This window comes from Nitrospirota bacterium (genome assembly GCA_015233895.1).
Lineage (GTDB): Bacteria > Nitrospirota > Thermodesulfovibrionia > Thermodesulfovibrionales > Magnetobacteriaceae > Magnetomonas.
On sequence record JADFXG010000027.1, the window covers coordinates 1 to 18,083 of the forward strand.

General features: G+C 42.7%; 13 protein-coding genes. 7 read left to right on the top strand and 6 right to left on the bottom strand.

Going from position 1 to position 18,083, the window contains the following annotated elements; genetic code table 11:
• Both HQK88_13755 and HQK88_13760 read left to right on the top strand, forming a co-directional pair.
• Window positions 1-145 (top strand): hypothetical protein (locus HQK88_13755; GenBank protein MBF0617866.1); only part of this gene is annotated, 145 nt, incomplete at its 5' end.
• Window positions 146-256: 111 nt separating this feature from the next.
• Window positions 257-2,752: a response regulator gene (locus HQK88_13760; GenBank protein ID MBF0617867.1), complete on the top strand. Its 2,496-nt coding sequence runs from the start codon at window positions 257-259 to the stop codon at window positions 2,750-2,752.
• A 35-nt stretch (window positions 2,753-2,787) separates the two neighbouring features.
• Here HQK88_13760 and HQK88_13765 read toward each other — a convergent pair whose 3' ends face one another.
• The 6 genes from HQK88_13765 to HQK88_13790 all read right to left on the bottom strand — a co-directional run bounded on the left by HQK88_13765 (window position 2,788) and on the right by HQK88_13790 (window position 10,213).
• A complete protein-coding gene (locus HQK88_13765) occupies window positions 2,788-3,483 on the bottom strand; it encodes a serine/threonine protein phosphatase (GenBank protein MBF0617868.1) in 696 nt (231 codons plus the stop codon).
• 9 nt (window positions 3,484-3,492) lie between these two features.
• Window positions 3,493-5,157, bottom strand: coding sequence for a hypothetical protein (locus tag HQK88_13770; protein ID MBF0617869.1), 1,665 nt, complete (start codon window positions 5,155-5,157; stop codon window positions 3,493-3,495).
• 95 nt (window positions 5,158-5,252) lie between these two features.
• Complete coding sequence (locus HQK88_13775; protein ID MBF0617870.1) at window positions 5,253-6,656, bottom strand: sigma-70 family RNA polymerase sigma factor; 1,404 nt, start codon at window positions 6,654-6,656, stop codon at window positions 5,253-5,255.
• 281 nt (window positions 6,657-6,937) lie between these two features.
• Window positions 6,938-7,990 (bottom strand): pseudaminic acid synthase, encoded by a 1,053-nt coding sequence (gene pseI, locus HQK88_13780; protein MBF0617871.1) that lies wholly within the window; start codon window positions 7,988-7,990, stop codon window positions 6,938-6,940.
• 6 nt (window positions 7,991-7,996) lie between these two features.
• Window positions 7,997-8,656, bottom strand: a complete 660-nt coding sequence (locus HQK88_13785) for an HAD-IA family hydrolase (GenBank protein MBF0617872.1) — start codon at window positions 8,654-8,656, stop codon at window positions 7,997-7,999.
• A gap of 375 nt (window positions 8,657-9,031) precedes the next feature.
• A complete protein-coding gene (locus HQK88_13790; protein MBF0617873.1) occupies window positions 9,032-10,213 on the bottom strand; it encodes a DUF2079 domain-containing protein in 1,182 nt (393 codons plus the stop codon).
• Window positions 10,214-10,493: 280 nt separating this feature from the next.
• Here HQK88_13790 and HQK88_13795 point away from each other — a divergent pair, with 280 nt between their 5' ends.
• The 5 genes from HQK88_13795 (at window position 10,494) to cooS (ending at window position 18,074) form a co-directional block, all read left to right on the top strand.
• Complete coding sequence (locus tag HQK88_13795; GenBank protein ID MBF0617874.1) at window positions 10,494-11,273, top strand: dihydropteroate synthase; 780 nt, start codon at window positions 10,494-10,496, stop codon at window positions 11,271-11,273.
• A gap of 76 nt (window positions 11,274-11,349) precedes the next feature.
• Window positions 11,350-12,291 (top strand): acetyl-CoA decarbonylase/synthase complex subunit delta, encoded by a 942-nt coding sequence (locus HQK88_13800; protein ID MBF0617875.1) that lies wholly within the window; start codon window positions 11,350-11,352, stop codon window positions 12,289-12,291.
• Window positions 12,292-12,329: 38 nt separating this feature from the next.
• The gene (locus HQK88_13805) at window positions 12,330-13,673 is read left to right on the top strand and encodes an acetyl-CoA decarbonylase/synthase complex subunit gamma (GenBank protein ID MBF0617876.1); all 1,344 of its coding nucleotides are present in this window, start codon (window positions 12,330-12,332) and stop codon (window positions 13,671-13,673) included.
• Between the two features lie 134 nt (window positions 13,674-13,807).
• On the top strand, window positions 13,808-16,006 hold the full coding sequence (gene cdhC, locus HQK88_13810; protein MBF0617877.1) for a CO dehydrogenase/CO-methylating acetyl-CoA synthase complex subunit beta: 2,199 nt from the start codon (window positions 13,808-13,810) through the stop codon (window positions 16,004-16,006).
• Window positions 16,007-16,085: 79 nt separating this feature from the next.
• Window positions 16,086-18,074 carry an anaerobic carbon-monoxide dehydrogenase catalytic subunit gene (cooS, locus tag HQK88_13815; protein ID MBF0617878.1) on the top strand — a complete coding sequence of 663 codons (1,989 nt, stop codon included), beginning with the start codon at window positions 16,086-16,088 and terminating at the stop codon, window positions 18,072-18,074.
• The last annotated feature ends 9 nt before the right edge of the window (window positions 18,075-18,083 follow it).

Below are 18,083 nucleotides of genomic sequence, written 5' to 3' on the forward strand. Positions count from 1 at the left end.
ACTCAAATATAGTTTTGCCGGACTTGAACTGATGAATATAGTTAGGGCTATAAATACTATCGATAAATTAGAGGATTTTAAAAACCTTATCAAAAAAGCTGATTCAATAGATGAACTGAAGGAGTTTTTAGGGAGGATTGTCTAAATATTTCTACTTTATATCGGAATACGAGCTGCTTGTCTTTTTGTTAAAAAAATGCTACTTTAGTACAATGTCTGTGATACTTGTAATGGATTATTTGAGTAGGACATGCCGATGTTAGAAGTACAGAATAGCTGTGAACTGCTTGAGGCACTTGCAGATAACGCTAATGCTGTCATTTACATTAAAGACACACTCGGCAAATATATTATGGTTAACCGCCGCTTTGTGGAAATATTCAAAAAATCAAAAGAAACAGTTTCAGGAAAAACGGACAGAGAGGTTTTTGGCTCCTCATACGGAGAGCCGTTTCACATTAGTGACTTAAGGGTTATCGAAAAAGGAGGTCCGGAGGAAACCGAGGAAACCATACATCACCCTCATGGTTCAGCCACATATCTTACCACAAGGTTCCCGCTATTTAATAAATCACAGGCCATATATGCAGTGTGTGGAATTTCCATTGATATAACTAAAAGAAAACAGGCGGAGGAGGAACGAATCAGGTCAGGGATTTCATCAGAAGGCACATGCAGGGTAAAAAACGCATTCTTAGCCAATATGAGTCATGAAATCCGTACCCCCTTAAACGGGATAATTGGAATGACCGAGCTTGTACTGGATACCAACCTGGATCCGGACCAAAGAGAGTATATGATGATGGTAAAAAACTCCTCCGGTTATTTACTTGGCATTTTAAACAGCATTCTTGATTTTTCCAGAATAGAAGCCGGCAGAATTGAAATTGACGAGGTTGATTTTGATCTTGTATCAATGATAAGCGATATTGTTGAGCCGTTTTTAGTTCAAGCTATGAAAAAGGGGATAAGGCTAAGTACCGTGATTTCAAAAGACGTACCTGTGTTACTTAAGGGAGATGTCGGACGGTTAAAACAGGTGTTTGTCAATCTGCTGGGGAATGCACTGAAGTTTACAGAAAGCGGCAACATAGAGTTAAAAGTCGGTGTTGCCCCTGCAACTTTAAACAAGAGAGTTTTTCCTACGGTATCAGACAAAGAGACTCGTCTGCTGTTTTCTGTATCCGATACAGGGATAGGAATACCAAAGGAAAATTATGAATTGATATTTGACAGTTTTACGCAGGGCGAGGTTTTTATGACCAAAAAGTACGAGGGAACGGGACTTGGACTTGCGATAGTGAAAAAGGTTTTGTATATGTTAGGCGGTGATATATGGGTAGAAAGCGAGCCCGGCAAAGGCAGCTCGTTTTATTTTACAGCACGATTTTCACTGCAAAGGGCAGTAGCCGTAACACTGCCACATATTGAAAAGACAGAGGTCAAAAGCAAACGCATTCTGGTTGTGGACAGTAATCCGCTCTCGATGCCGGGGCTTGCAGAAATGATAAAAAGCGATGGATTTGTTGTTAATACTGCACCAAACGGCCAAAGCGCTATCAGCATACTTAGTAAACCGGAGGCAAGGTTTGATGGAGTTGTTTTAGATTTTCAACTGATCGACACAGACGGATTTGATTTGGCAAGGAAAATAAAATCAGAGCTTGGGCTTCACTCAGTTAAGATAATAATGCTTGTGTCTGCGGGATTAATAGGTGATGCGACCATGTGCCGGGAAATCGGGGTGTCAGGGTATTTGGTTAAGCCAATATACAAGTCCGATTTGGTGGCGGTGCTGAGTATTGCAATAGAGAGAGGGGATGATCCTGGCGCACCGCTTATTACACGCCACACTGTGCGTGAGTTAAGAGGGCCTCAAAATATTTTGGTTGCTGAGGACAATTTAGTAAATCAAACACTTGCCGTCAGACTTCTGCAGAAACGGGGCTACACTCCTTCTATAGCTGAAAACGGGCGTGAGGTTTTGGACCTATTGTCAAAGCAAAGCTTCGATCTTATCCTAATGGACGTACAGATGCCTGAGATGGATGGTTTAGAGGCAACGCGTTCCATAAGAAACATAAAAGATGCTAAGATGAATTCCAGAATCCCAATCATAGCCATGACCGCTCATGCACTCAAAGGGGACATGGAGCTCTGTCTGGCAGCCGGTATGAATGACTATATCTCAAAACCGCTCAGGGCTGATGATTTATATAAACTGATTGAAAAATATATCGCCTTTGGCCATAAAGAACCGGAGCCACAGGCAATACAAGACTCACCTGTCTTCAAAGCCTCCACAGTTTCGGAAAAACTTCCCTTATCCTTACAAACCCCCATGGCAACCCAGCAGCTATCAACAAGGACCTCTGCTAAGTCATTGTACATAAAGGAAACTCTTGAGCGTCTTAAGTTTGACGAGGAGTCTCTCCGGGATATATGGACTACATTTGTAAGTGATGCGCCAAAACAGATGGCAATTCTGACAGAATTATATGACACAGGAGACATATCCAGCCTTAAACCACAAGTGCGTTTGATTAAAAATATGTCTGTAAAAATAGGTGCCACAGCCCTTAAGAGTGAGTCTTTCAGGATGGAGCTGGCTCTCAGAAAAATCAGTGAAGATTTCAGTTATGCAGAGAAAGCAACGGTTTTATATTTTATGGAAAGACTCAGGATTGAGCTCGATATAGTTCTAAGGGATATAAAAACAAACCTTGCAAAACCAGCAGGCACAATCGCTTAAACAGTATCAGGAGCTTGACACAAGTTATATAGTGGCTATCCCCTGGGGTTTTTTGCAATCACTGCATCAACAGCCTCGTAAACTTTGTCATTGACAACATCATAGCCAGAGAGTTTACCATAGAACACTGCTCCGGTATCTATTACTATAGCATGCTTGTACTTATGCACCTTTTTATGAGGAGTATGGCCTACTATGGCACTTTTACCGTGATAGATGGCGTAGTTTCTTTCCCAAAGCAATGATTTAGGAGTTGCCGTTGTAACCGTATCCCCGATAGGAATGCCGCCATGGACAAAGATAAAATCCTCAGTTTCATAATAAAACTCAAGAGTTTCAACAAAAGGAACGAGTGCACTCTGGGCGGCTTCATAGCTGCCGTAACTTTGAATAGTGCTGATTCCCCCGTTTATAAACCACAACTGTACGTGATTTGTAGTTCTGAGTTTAAAGGCTTCAAGGGCGAGGTACTCGTGATTGCCGGCAAGTAATACAATCTGCTGCGGGTATTTGTTTTTCAACGCTGAGACGTAGCTGACCACCTTCTTGCTATCCGGGCCACGGTCTATATAGTCTCCTATGAATATCAACTGATCAGAGCCAGGGTCAAAACATACCACCTTTTCCACAAGCTCCACTGTAACATCATAGCAGCCGTGAATGTCCCCGATAGCTATTTGTCTTTTAAAACCCACCACATATGTTATAACAAATAACGAATTATTTTGCAATCTGGAATCTTACCGCCTGGGATAGTATATGGCAAATTCAAAAGATTGCCTTGTGTGCTGTAAAAATAAGTGAGTATCAAATAAAACCTCATAATTCAGTTCAAGAGTTTCTCTGTTTCTTATGTTTGGGTTTAGATTATCAATTCTGTTTATGTTTTCCTGTTTTTTTAAAATTATTACATCAAATCTTTTCTCCAATATTTGATTTTCAATATAATCAAGAAATTTTTCATTTAAGCTGTGAAAATCTTTAGGGAATAATTTTTTAATTATTGGATTATTTGGCATCACACTGTCACGGTAACAAGTGAACCCTGAATCATATACTGTTTTTCCGTTGTTAATTGCGCTAACACTAAAAGGCGCTGCTAAAAGAACATTTTCATTTTGCTGTATAAGGCTATTGTATCGTTGCCATTGGTCATCCAGAGCCTTTACCCTGAACACTTCAGATGGGTCATAAGAAAAGATATACGCAAACGATGTAATATTCAAATACGTACTGTAGCAATAGCTGGTATAAATGGTTAGGAACATGAAAACGATTGTTTCAAATTTTAGATTACTATTGTTGATTGTTAACTTAAGCGTATATATCAGAAAAAAAGGCAAAAAAAGCTGGAAAAAATAGGTCATCCAGGCTCCGTCAGTGCCGCCCATTTTTAACACTAATGTACATAACGATGTGGATACACAATAAGTAAACAACGAAATTTCTTTTGAAAAAAACGGTTCTTTTATCTTTCTGATGTTAATTTTAACATCTTTATAATAACTCAGAATGTTACTTTTATAAATACCAAAATTTATGAGTAATAAAAAAACCAGGTATAAAATCAGCCCCGACAGGTGCTTTGCAAACTGAAGGAGTTGAGAAAAAAGGTAGTCCATATGATAGTTGTTTATGTTTAACTGGAGAAACAGACAATCGTAAAAATAAGACTCGTAATACTTATTTACCCAAATTGCCGACAATAGAAAACTAATAAACAAAACTAATATACACTTAAGCCCTTTTTCTTTAGAAATATAGAAAAACACATACGATATCATTATAAGAATTCCTAAAACAAAATATGGTTTTGTATAAAAACTTAAAATTCCAATTAAAATGCTCCATACAAGCGTTTTCATTGAATAGCCAAAGCGCCATGGGATATAAATGCAAAGTAAAAACAAAAACAGCCCCGTACTGTCAGGTCTTGAAAGCGAGGTCATTGAATAAATTAATGATGCGTACTGTATAATCAGTGCACCGTATATATAGATAAGCTTAATTTTCAGGCGAAGCATAATCAAAACAACAATCATACATGAAAGAAAAATGAAAACTCCGGATACACATCTGTGGGCAAGTAAGTATAACTTATCACGGTGAACACCTATGGCAGCAAACAACTTGTAAAATGGTATTACTATATAATTATACATAATGCCATACACATTCATATACATTGGATGGTTAACAAAATCATAGGGATTTCCGCCCCTTAGAATAAAATCCGTGGAAAGCACCATGCCTCCCTCTCTTAGTTCTAATTGGTGGGGATAGACGATAAGACTAATATGATACTTTAGCAACTTGTACAACAAGGTGGTAAGAATTATTGCTAAAAAGGTTATTACTGTATTGTGGAGTATAATTTTATCCTTAGCTGTAAAATGTTTGAACATACTCCACGTACCTATTTCATAATACACACAAAAGCTAAGCTAAAGCCCTGTGCCATTTTATCATAAAGACAGCCGATGAGCCAGACTGTGCATTATCAGGATGTCAAAATCTTAAGCGCTCTCAGCCTGCTTGGGTGTTTTAACTTTCTCAGTGCTTTAGCCTCAATCTGTCTGACCCGCTCCCTTGTTATAGAAAGATGCCGTCCAACCTCTTCTAACGTGTGGTCTCTGTCAACGCCAATACCAAAGCGCATCCTTATAACTTTCTCCTCTTTTGCCGAAAGAGTTCTCAACACCTTTTGAACATATTCAGATGCCTCACTTTTTTCGGCATCTGTAAACGGAGACGGACTGTTTTTGTCCCCTATAAAATCCTCAAGCTCGGTGTCCTCGTCCCCGACCGGAGTTTGAAGCGCAATGGGGTCTTGTATGGCTCTGAAAACCTCCTCCACTTTTTTAAGGGGCACATCGAGTTTTTGTGCTATTTCCTCATTTGTCGGTTCCCGCCCCAATAACTGGGTTATCTCCCTTGATACCTTAGTTACCCGGTTGTAAAATTCCATCATGTGAACAGGCACCCGGATTGTTTTTGTCTGATCAATCAGTGCCCTTGTTATAGCCTGTCTTATCCACCACGTAGCATAAGTGCTAAATTTAAAACCTTTTTCGTATTTAAACTTATCCACAGCTTTCATAAGCCCGATGTTACCCTCCTGAATTAAATCAAGAAGAGGCAGTCCTCTGCCCACGTAGTTTTTTGCAATGTTTACAACAAGCCGCAGATTTCTTGTAATAAGCTCATTCTTAGCTTTGCTTACCAACTCATGGGCGCGTGATAGCCGTTCCCAGTGTTTTTTAAACAGGTCTATCTTAATACCCATCTCATTTTCCATTCGTTTACACTCACCGATTATTTCCTTAAGTGTCTGTTCATGCTCCTGTCCCTCAAACTGCTTTGCGGCGACAAGCCGTTTTATTTCCTTTAGTGAGCCATGTGTACTAATTGTGTTTTCAAGAATCCGGACTGCCTCGGAAATTTCCTCAAGACGTTCAAGTGTCATCTTAAGGGCCTCCTCGGCTCGTTCATCTTCAAGGAGAGTATCGTCACTGAGGTCAAGGCCATCCTCAAATTTCTTAAAAAGAGGAAGCGATACCACGATTTCTTTGATAATTTCACGCCCCTCCTCAAGGCTCTTTGCTAGTTCGGTCTCTTCATCTTTGCTCAGTATTGAGATATCACCCATTGAATGAAAATAAGCCTGTACGAGGTCCTCCGTCTTTTCATATCCTTCAACCTCCTCCTCGGCCTCTATCATGGCAGCAGCTCTTTCCTGATCTACGACCTTCACTCCCATGTCCTGCAGAAGGTCCATCAGATCCTCTATCTCATCCGGTGAAAAGTACTCCGAGGGCAACGCATCATTTATCTCGTCAAAAGTCAACGTACCACGTTTCTTACCTATGCTTATTATCTCTTCAAATATGTCCTTTTCCTTCATTGTTATTGCTCTCCAAAATAAAAAAAAATTTTCAGGATGATTTTATTTAGGGACGCTGCCCAGGCCTTCTCTTTGTATCCTCATCAACAGTCTATATGTCTTAAATGCCTCCTGTAAAAACAATCTATATATCAAACACAAACTCCTATTATAGCATAATGTTAAAAAAATTTCTGAAACATTTTTATTTATCGGTAATTTTATGCAAACAGTTAATCAAATATTGCGATGAGTTGCTAAAGGCTAAGCCATAGAAGTAGGAGAATGACTGCTGCCTGGTATCAATCCTCAACAATATCCCAGCATAGTGGTGTACCTTTTTTAATATCCACTTTAGCCCGTTTAGTGAGTATTTCAGCCAGATGTTTGGGCGCAAGCCCATAGGCTGGCCTTATGGATTTTACATTTTCAGTTGTGAATGCCCCATGAGCTGTGATATCTTCTATAACAAACAGGGAACGCGCATGTTCACGGCTTTTTTTAACGGCTGATGAAAGGTCATACGTAACTGTGCCAATGGCTGCCTCTGTTTCCCTTATGCCGTTAACCATACGGCGAAATGCTGCTGGTTCAAGAGAAAAGGCCGAATCAGGCCCTCCCAACATCTTATCCAATATGAAATGTTTCTCTATTATGTGTGCTCCTAAGGCTGCCGCCGCTATAGGCGCACTTATGCCCGGTGTGTGGTCAGAAAGCCCGGCCACTGTGTTTAGCGTTTCTCTTATATGTTGGATGGTTTTTAAATTTATCTCGCTATACGGTGTTGGATAAACACTTGAACACTTAAGGAAAGCTACTTTGTCATTTCCCGCCTCTTTGCAAGTCTCCAGTGCCTCCGCTATCTCATCAAATATTGCAACACCGGTTGAGATTATTACTGGCTTTCCCTTACTGGCAACGTACTTAATCAGAGGCAAGTCTGTTATCTCAAAAGATGCAATCTTGTAGGCGGGCACGTTCAGGTTTTCAAGAAAATCCACCGATGTCTTGTCAAACGGTGAAGAGAACCATATAAGCCCCACATCAAGCGCCTTTTCCACTAATGCCGGAAACCACTCCCACGGGGTAAATGCCTCCGAGTAAAGTTCATGCAGGGTTTTACCGTCCCAAATCGTTCCCTGCTTAATTTTGAAATAGTCGTTGTGACAGTCTATGGTAATCGTGTCGGATTTATACGTTTGAAATTTGACCGCATCAGCACCGGAGTCTTTCATCGCCTCTATGGTTTTAAGTGCAATGCCAAGGTCTTGTCTGTGGTTAGCAGATAGCTCAGCCACAATAAAGACAGGGTCGCCTGCCCCCACACTTCTGCCGCTTATGGTTATATTGTGCATATCAGTTTAACGAAAATACTCAGCAAGACTACTTATGATAACACGCTGCCCTCCGGAATTTACAGGTGCAATTGCGGTCTTTTCATCTCTTAGTATCTGAATCCCCTGAATGCCAAGCGCCTCAGCACCGATGAAATCCTTTGCCGGATTATCCCCAACATACACACACTCTGAGGATGTACTTAAACTAAGAAGATTAAGCGCAACCTGAAAAGGCATATACGACGGTTTCCAATACTTTGAGCCAAGTGTGTCCGTGTAAATAATTACATCAAACAGGGATTGAAGCCCAAGAGCGTTAACCTTATTTTGCTGGACTGAGGCCATTCCATCTGTAATAATGGCAGTTTTTACGTCGGAATCCCTGAGTTTTTTTATAACCGGCACCACATCAGCGTAGAGATGAATGTCCGGCTTATGGTTTCTGTATAGATATATGAGTGTTAGCAAGTTTTCACTGCTGAATTTACCTATTTCATAAAGAATGCCGTCAAACACTTTGCCGCGCCCGTCAGATTTGATAATTTCAAGCATTTGGTTGAATAAAAAATCGTTATCATGTGAAAATTCCCTGCTAAGGTACTCTGAGACAACTCTAAAGCCGCTCTTTACGAAATCCATCTCTGGATAAAGTGTGTCGTCAAGATCAAAAAGTGCTGCTTTCACTGGGGTCAAGATAAGCCGTTTATTTGTCTTACGGTTAAGTCCATACGCCTGAGAATTTTAATTTGTTTTTTTAGTATATGTCAAGATTTTTAAAGAATCCGAAATCCGAGATAGGAAATGTAGTTCCCCGATAAAAGGGTTTTGGGGGGAAATTTCAGGTTACAGCAGACCTATCCCTTGTTTTTAGTCCTAAAACTTCATCATATCCTCGATAACACTTAAATCATTATGTATTTTCTCCGTTATAGTCATTTTTAAACAAACCCCTCTCATTGTTTCCATATTTTATTGTTTTACCCTTTTTTTCACACCTCTATAGCGGATTTAGGCATACGTCATAGTTTGCTGTTTTTAAACACATATACTTTATCTACTTCATAAAGTGAGCTGAAAATTTTTCGATTGTCTGAGTTTTTCAAATTCAATCATAAACCCTGCAGGGTTTATATTGTCTTCAAGAAAAAGAGGTTTTTTCAAATCCAAAATAATGTAGTAGGAATCTTGCCATTTTCTCGGAAACACATCACTGAACTCCCTGTTTGCAATTTCTCCTCCGTATGTGTTGTTTTGGCAGACAACTTTTACAGCCGTGTCTTTTGGGATTAAATCGAGAGCCTTACGCAAAGCCTCTTCGTGCTTTCCAATTATGTAAGTTTTCCTGTGCCATGTGTCTGACCACCCCTCCTTGAGAAAGTTCAATGAAACAAGAGACGGACTGTGTGCAATATTAACAGTAACCACCATGATTAATATAAACAGCAAAATTGAACCGGTAAAGTTTTTTCCATATCTGTCGTTTAGTCCTTTCAGAGCAACCGTGAGAGAGACCAGAATTGGTGCGATATAGGCAGCACTGTATTGGCAGTCCAAAGCTGAGTGCAGCGGTCTTATGGACAAAATTGATATAGCAAAAAACGGAATCGTTGGAATCAGCTCCTTTAAACGCAAAAAAGGAATAAACAGAAACGGCAAAAACTGAAAAATGATAAAAAAGCTCTTTCTGTCAATGTACAAGAAAATGCTGTGAAATAAAACAGATGGTTTATGCAGAGCATCTTTCAGATATAAGAAATTGTCAATATATTCTGATTGAACTATTAACCCGGCAGCCTTATGCGATGGGGTGGTAAGAGCGGTATGATAAAACATAAAGGCATGAAATAATGCCATCGAGGCAAGCGCTAAAAAAAACACCGCAAATATAATTGCAGGTCGTCTCCCTCTTTTTCCAAAAGCTGCGTACAGACAGAAAAAGAACGCTCCGGCTATATAAGGCTCCTTGGCTAATGCTCCAATAGTTATGGCAATCAGCGCAATTATTTTTTTGTAATGAACAGATAAAAACTCTTTGACACTATCAGGCATATTTAGCTTATTTTTAAGAGCCAGCATAAAGAAAACAAACCCTGTTAAAAGACCCAACAAGGGTATAATTACATATCTGTAAGCTACTATGTTTTTATTGAAAGCGGTAATTGGAAGGTAATCTCCCCCTTTAGAAGCGTACAGAGAGACAGGCAAAACAATAATCACTAATATTGTTAGTACTTTTTTCATCTTAAAAAAACAAAAGAATTAAAATGCCCTTAAAAGTATAATTCATTTACCTTTTTAATGCAATCTCTGGCATTTATATCAACTTAATTGTAAATAACAAAAAATTTATCTCTATATAAATAAAATTTATAAGTTCATAACAATATTTAATTAAAATAAGCAAAAATCTTGTGGAAATAATATGTCAAAAGATAGTATTTTTACAGTCTGTGGTCTTTACGGTTGTGTTTAACTTATGTTAAGATTAAAGCAAAATTTTATTTTATAAGGAGAGATGTGCATGCTGATAATAGGTGAAAAGTTAAGCATAATAGCAAAGAGGGTCCGTGAGGCCATGAACAAAAGAGATAAGGGTCCGATTCAGGAGATAGCAAAGGCACAGTTTGCAGCCGGAGCCGGGATGATTGACGCTAACATTGGGCCAGCCGAGGGTATGGAGGATCTAATGGAATGGATGGTCACAACCATTCAGGAGGTGGTGCCAGCCCCGATATGTCTTGATACGACTAACTATGACGCTCTCGAAAAGGGACTTAAAGTGCACAATAGCGAGTGGGGAAAGCCACTCATAAATTCTACATCAAACGACCCTGAGCGTTTTCCAATCCTTGAGCTTGCCGCAAAGTATAACTGTGACATTATAGCACTCACCGTGGGTAAGGGAGGGCTGCCTGCCGATGCCGAGGAACGCTCCGCTATCGCCGCTGAGATGATGGCAAGAGCTATGGAGTATGGGCTGCCGGTAGAAAACATGTACCTTGACCCGCTTGTCCTTCAGATTGCCACCACCCAGGACCAGGCCCTCAAAGTGGTACAAACCATTAAAATGTTTCAGGAGTTAAACGACCCGCCTATGAAAACCGTTGTCGGTCTCAGCAATATCTCTAACGGCTGTCCAAAGCACGTAAGGCCTATTCTCAACAACCACTTTCTCGCCCTTTTGATGTACGAGGGACTGACGGCAGCCATCGCAGACGCCCACGAAATTATCACTACCGTTAAGACTATAGATGCTCTGACAAATAACACCTTGTATGCTCATTCTTATCTTGAAATGTAGTATTATATTAGTATAGAGAGAATACGAAAGTTTAAGCAGTTTATAGATAAAATTAAAAAAATCAGAGGAGGGGTAAATGGCATTCACACTACCCAAAGAGACATACACCGGTAAGGTATATCCGGTAACTATAGGCAGCGGTGACAAAGCAGTCACCTTTGGCGGAGAAAACGTGCTTCCCTTTCATTCATTTGAAGGGACAACTCCCAACAGGCCGTTGATTGCGTACGAAATAATGGATGTGCCTCCGACAGAGTGGCCGGAAAAAGTTAAAGAGCCCTATGCTGCGGTTTCTGATAATCCTGTAAAGTGGGCTAAGTACTGTGAAGAGGTGTTGAAGGCAAAAGCCATTGCGCTAAGGCTCTACGGCACTCATCCCGATAACGGCAACAAGTCTGCCGATGAAGCCGTTTCAGTTGTAAGGGACGTTCTTGCCGCTATAAATGTGCCTCTTATAATTATAGGCAGTAACCACGCCGAAAAAGACACCGATGTGCTTGTAAAAGTCTCTGAGGCAGCCAAAGGCCACACTTGCATTATCGGTAAGGCACAGGAGGCTAACTACAAAACAGTTGCAGCCTCTGCTATGGCAAACGGGCACATGCTTATTGCCATGTCGGAGCTTGACATAAATCTCTCCAAGCAGCTTAACATCATGATAACTCAACTTGGATTTACCAAAGAAAAAGTCATCATAGACCCTATGTGTTCAGCGCTTGGCTATGGACTTGAATACACTTACACGGTTATGGAAAGAATCCGTCTTGCCGCTTTAACCCAAAACGATACCACAATGCAGCAGCCGATGCTTGGCGATGTCGGCATGTATGTGTGGAAAATCAAGGAGGTTACCGCCTCAGAGGAAACGTTGCCTGAGTGGGGCGCTCTTACACAACGGGGTATTGCATGGGAGGCACAAACTGCAGCCTCGCTTATGCTCTCAGGAGCAGGGCTTCTTATCATGAGGCACCCTGAGGCCGTAAAGGCTGTTGAGGCTTTCATTGACGAGTTGATGTAAAGAAAATGAAAATATACATTGTGGAGGTCTAAGAAGAAATGGCATTAACCGGAGTTGAGATATTTAAACTATTACCAAAGACGAATTGTAAAAAATGCGGGTTTCCGACATGTTTGGCTTTTGCCATGCAGTTGGCCAGCCGCAAGGCATCCTTAGATGCCTGCCCTGATGTCTCAGACGCTGCTAAGGCAACCCTTGGCGAAGCCTCGGCCCCGCCCATAAGGCCAATCACGCTGGGAGTTGGTGCAAAGGCCGTTAAACTTGGCGAGGAAACAGTGCTTTTCCGCCATGAAAAGAAATTTGTAAATCCCTGCGCTTTTGCTATCGGTATTAAAGACACCGATGATGCGGCTGTTCAAGACAAAAAAATCTCCGAGTGTCTTTCCTCGGAAATTGAAAGAGTCGGCCAAAAGCTAAAAGTTGATGCTATTGCCATAATAAACGAATCCGGTGACAAGGCGAAATTTGAAGCCCTTGCCAAAAAGGTTGCTGAAAAAGCTGCTGATGTTCCAGCTATAGTTTGTGCTGGTAACACGGATGCTGCCTCGGCTGCCCTTGCACTGTTTAAAGGCAAAAAGGCGCTTCTTTATGGGGCAACAATGGCAAATGTCGCTGAGATGGCAGCGCTTGCGAAGGCTAACGGTGCAGCACTTGGCGTTACTGCCTCAAACCTCGATGAGCTTACTGATTTAACCGAAAAGGCAAAAGCTGCCGGTATTGAAGACATCGTTATGGACTCAGGGGCTAAGAAGGCTAAGGAGATTCTTGAGAATAACACGGTGCTAAGACGGGCTGCTATCAAAAAAGGCAATAAATCTGTCGGGTTTCCCATTATTAACTTTATGATGAGAGACGACAACCTGTTGGAGACTCTGATGGTAGGGCTTGGTATAGCTAAGTACTCATCAATTGTGGTGCTAAGCAGTGCTGAAAAGTGGAAAAATCTTGTCACATTCACACTAAGACAGAACATTTACACAGATCCTCAGGTGCCTATGCAGGTGCAGCAAAAGATTTACGAAATTGGAACTCCTGCGCCAGATTCCCCGCTGATTGTAACCACAAATTTTTCGCTTACCTACTTTATAGTTGCCGGAGAGGTGGAAAACAGCAAAGTTTCCACGTGGCTTGCCGTCATGGACTGCGAGGGGCTGTCGGTGCTTACGGCATGGGCGGCAGGGAAATTTACAGCGGGTAAGATTGCCGCTTTTATTAAAGAAAGCGGTATTGAAGATAAGATATCAAACAAGGAGCTGATAATTCCGGGCTATGTAGCCATACTTAGCGGCGCTCTTGAGGAAAAACTTGAGGGCTGGAAAATCACAGTTGGCCCGCGTGAGGCTAACGCTATCCCTACGTACTTAAAGTCAAGGAGCGCTTAGAGAAAGGATTTAATCCGCAGATGAACGCAGATAGAAAAAATCTGTTAACATCTGCGCAATCTACGGATAAAAAGATTTTTAGAACAAATTGTTAAGGATAAATTTAGTCCTAAATAGATGTTAAGGAGGTCAAGATGTCTAAAATTATAGCCTCGGCTGCTATAAGAGGTGCCCAAACTGTGTTTAAAAATGCCGAAGCTCTGCTATCAAAGCATATAGCGGAAAAGGGTGGAGACTTTGTCTTTGAGTTTCCTGATACGGCATATCACCTTCCCATGATATACGCTATGACGGGCTTTGCCGTTCGGACACTTAAAGATATGAAAGATGCCCTTGAAATGACAAGGGGATATCTTCACCCGGAACCGGTAGCAAAGGAGTGGACGCCCTACTTAGGCGAGGCTCTTGACTCCGGTATGGCAACACTGTTTGCGGAGGAAATATGGCTTGCGATGAGATACCTGGAGGGGCTTGAGCCTGAAAAAGATCCCGAAACCGGATATGTCTATAACGGATTTATTACGGATACAATCCAGAGAAATCTCGGAATTCAGCTGGTTGACGGCAGAATGCCCGGGTTTGCAGCAATAATTGGGGCTGCCCCGGATGACGACACCGCAGTCAGGATAGTAAGAGAGATACAGGAAAAAAACATTCTGGTCTTTCTCTCCGGCACCTCAGGCGGTGAGACGATAACCCGGCAGTTACTGAGAAAAAAGGTGGAGCTTGGCTGGGATACGTATCTGGTTCCCCTTGGCACAAAAACTGAACACACACTGTATGCGCTTGATTGGGCAATAAGGGCCTCAATGATCTACGGAGGAATAAAACCCGGAGATTTCGCAGGTAACCTCAAATATACCAAAGACCGTGTGTTTGCCTTCGCTCTGCCACTTGGTCCCCTTGATGACATAAAATGGGCTACGGGAGCCGGAGCCATTAACATGGGATTCCCTGCAGTTTGTGACACCGATGTTCCTGTCATTCATCCTACTGGTGTTTGTACCTATGAGGAGGTTGACAAGGAGTTTGACCACACAAAGATAGTCTCAAAGGCCATTGAGGTGAGAGGCCTTAAGATTGTATCCCACAAACCGCCGATTCCCATTGCTTACGGGCCGGCTTTTGAGGGCGAGAGAATCAGAAAAGAGGACACTTTTATAGAGTTTGGCGGTAACAGGACTCCTGGTTTTGAGTTTTTGAAAAACAGGGAGCTTGATGAAATAGAAGACGGTAAGATAATCATAAAGGGTGAAAACTGGCAGGCTCGGTACGAGGCCGGAGGCGCTATGCCAATCGGTATTTTGGTAGAGGTGGCAGGCAGAGAGATGCAGCCCGACTATGAGCCTATAATGGAAAGAAAACTCCATCATAATATAAACGAGGGCCAGGGTATATGGCACATGGGACAGCGTGACATTAACTGGATACGAATCAGCAAGGCTGCTAAGGCTGAGGGATTCTCTCTTGAAGACATTGCAAAGATTCATCACACTATGACCCACAGCAGGTTTAAGGCCATTGTGGATAAGGTGCAGGTTACGCTGTTTATGGATGAGGCCGATGTACTGGCTCATCGTGATGAAGCCAGACGAGTCTGGAAAGAAAGAGATGACAGACTGGGCTCCATGACAGATGAAAACGTGGACACTTTTTACTCCTGTCTGCTGTGCCAGTCTTTTGCCCCGACACACACGTGCGTTATAACCCCTGAGAGACTGGGGCTGTGCGGCGCTTACAACTGGCTTGACTGTAAAGCGGCTTTTGGTATTGATCCGACCGGAGGTAATCAGCCGATTCCCAAAGGTGAAACGCTTGACCCTAAGTATGGCAGATGGACTGGTGTGGATGAGTACATTGTAGCTTCAACCGGCGGCGCCGTGGAGTCATTTAATGCATACACGATTATGGAAAACCCTATGACCTCGTGCGGCTGCTTTGAGTGCATACTGGCAGTGGTGCCGGAGGCTAATGGAGTTATGATAGTGCAAAGAGGACACACAGGGATGACTCCAATAGGTATGAAGTTTTCATCGCTTGCCGGAACTGTAGGCGGTGGTGTGCAGAGTCCCGGATTTATGGGAATAGGGGTAAACTTTGTAACAAGCCGGAAATTTCTCTTTGCCGATGGCGGGTTAAAGAGGGTTGTGTGGATGACTAAGGCTTTAAAGGAAAGGATAAAGGATTCCTTTGACATAAGAGCAGCTGAGGAGGGAGTGCCAAACCTGCTTGATATGATAGCGGATGAAACCATTGCCGAGGACTCTGAAAAGCTGCTTGAGTTTCTTACAAGTGTTGGGCATCCGGCTCTTACCATGGAGTCCATGTTTTAAGCACTTAATGGAAACTCTGTTGTCAAATAACTCAGGTTTTAACCTGTGTGAGCTTTAATGAGCTAAGGGAGACACAATTATGATAGAAGAGACGCAAGGAAACAATGCTCAGACCGCTGATAAGGTCGCAAAAGAGATACTGGACTGGGGTCATGCTCATGATATGAGCACGGCCTTTGACAGGGCACAGCACTTAAAACCGTGTCCGATAGGCCATTCCGGCGCTTGCTGTAAGATATGTTTCATGGGACCGTGCCGGCTGGTGGGTCCCGATGCCGAGGAAAAGGCTGCTGGTGTGTGCGGAGCCACTTTGCCGGTTGTATCGGCAAGGAATTTTCTCAGAATGTGTGCCGCCGGAACCTCAGCACACAGCGACCATGCACGGGATATGGCATTTACACTGCTTGAGGCAGCAACAGGAGAGGCTCCGGATATAAAGATAAAGGATGAAAAGAAATTAAGGAAAGTAGCCGGTATTTTAGATATACCCACAGAGGGTAAAACTAAAAACGAATTGGGTAAAGAGGTGGCCTTAAAGATAATCACCAACTTCGGGCAACAAAAAGGAGAGCTCTCCTACATAAAGAGAGCGCCAAAGAAGCGGCAGGAAATCTGGCGAAAGTGGGGTATTGTCCCTCGCGGCATAGACAGAGAGATAGCCGAGGCTATGCACAGAACCAATATGGGAGTTGACCAGGACCCGGAAAACCTGATGATGGCCGCCATGAAAGTCTCTCTGGCTGATGGCTGGGGCGGTTGCATGTTAAGCACTGATATAACAGATATTCTCTTTGGCACTCCGTCTCCTGTGCATTCAACGGCAAGCCTTGGCGTTATGAAAACCGATGAGGTCAATATTGTTGTGCACGGCCATGAGCCCACACTTGCCGAGATGATGGTGGATGTAAGCTCGGAAAAAGAGTTGCTCGATTATGCTAAGAGTAAAGGAGCGAAGGGAATAAATCTGGTTGGCATGTGCTGTACGGCTAACGAAATTTTGACCAGACACGGCATACCGTCCGCAGGCGGATTTCTAAACCAGGAGCTGGCCCTCATGACCGGCATGGCTGAGGCCATTGTGGTTGACGTGCAGTGTATAATGCCGGCTATCGGGCAGGTTCAGAAAAAATTCCATACTAAGGTTATAACTACATCCTATAAGGGTAAAATGATAGATGCCATGCACATTCAGTACGATGAGCATAGGGCAAAAGATATAGCGCGGGAAATCATAAGGCTTGGCTGTGATAATTACAAAAACAGAACCGGGTTTGGACAAATGGCCTCTGCTGCCTCACCGGTTATTGCCGGGTTTTCTCACGAATACATTAACTATATGCAGGGGGGAGCTTTCAGAGGCTCATTCAGACCGCTAAATGACGCCATAATGGCAGGACGGATACGTGGAGTTGCAGCCCTTGTCGGATGTAATAATCCACGGACGGCTCAGGACAGTTTCTTTGACTATCTGGCTACAGAGTTTATAAAGCATGACGTATTAGTGGTGTCAACCGGTTGTGGTGCGGCAGCGTTTGCAAAGGCCGGGTATATGACTCCTGAAACGGCGCTTGAGCAGGCAGGCCCTGGGCTTAGGGAGGTCTGCGAGGCCATAGGGGTTCCTCCTATGCTTCATCTGGGCTCGTGTGTGGATAACTCAAGGATTCTGACCATTATGACCCAGATGACAGAAGAGGGCGGACTTGGGGATGACATATCCGATCTGCCAGCCATAGGGATAGCTCCCGAGTGGATGAGTGAAAAGGCTCTAGCCATCGGAGTTTATTTTGTTGCCTCCGGTGCTCATGTAATATTTGGCTCGGAAAGTCCGGTTGAGGCAAGTTCCGTTGTTAAGGCTATAAAACATGAGCTGTGGCAAAAGAGAATGGGTGCAAAACTTGAGTTTATTTCCGATGCAAAGGAAATTTTTGTCACCTCGCTTGCCGCAATAGATGCTAAACGTGACGCTCTTAAGCTAAAGAAGTACGAGCCCGGAAAGTTTGGAGCGGAAAGAGTGCTGATGACTATGGAAGACAGACGTAAGCTCGAAAAAGAGACGGCTAAAAAATAGCCCTTAGGA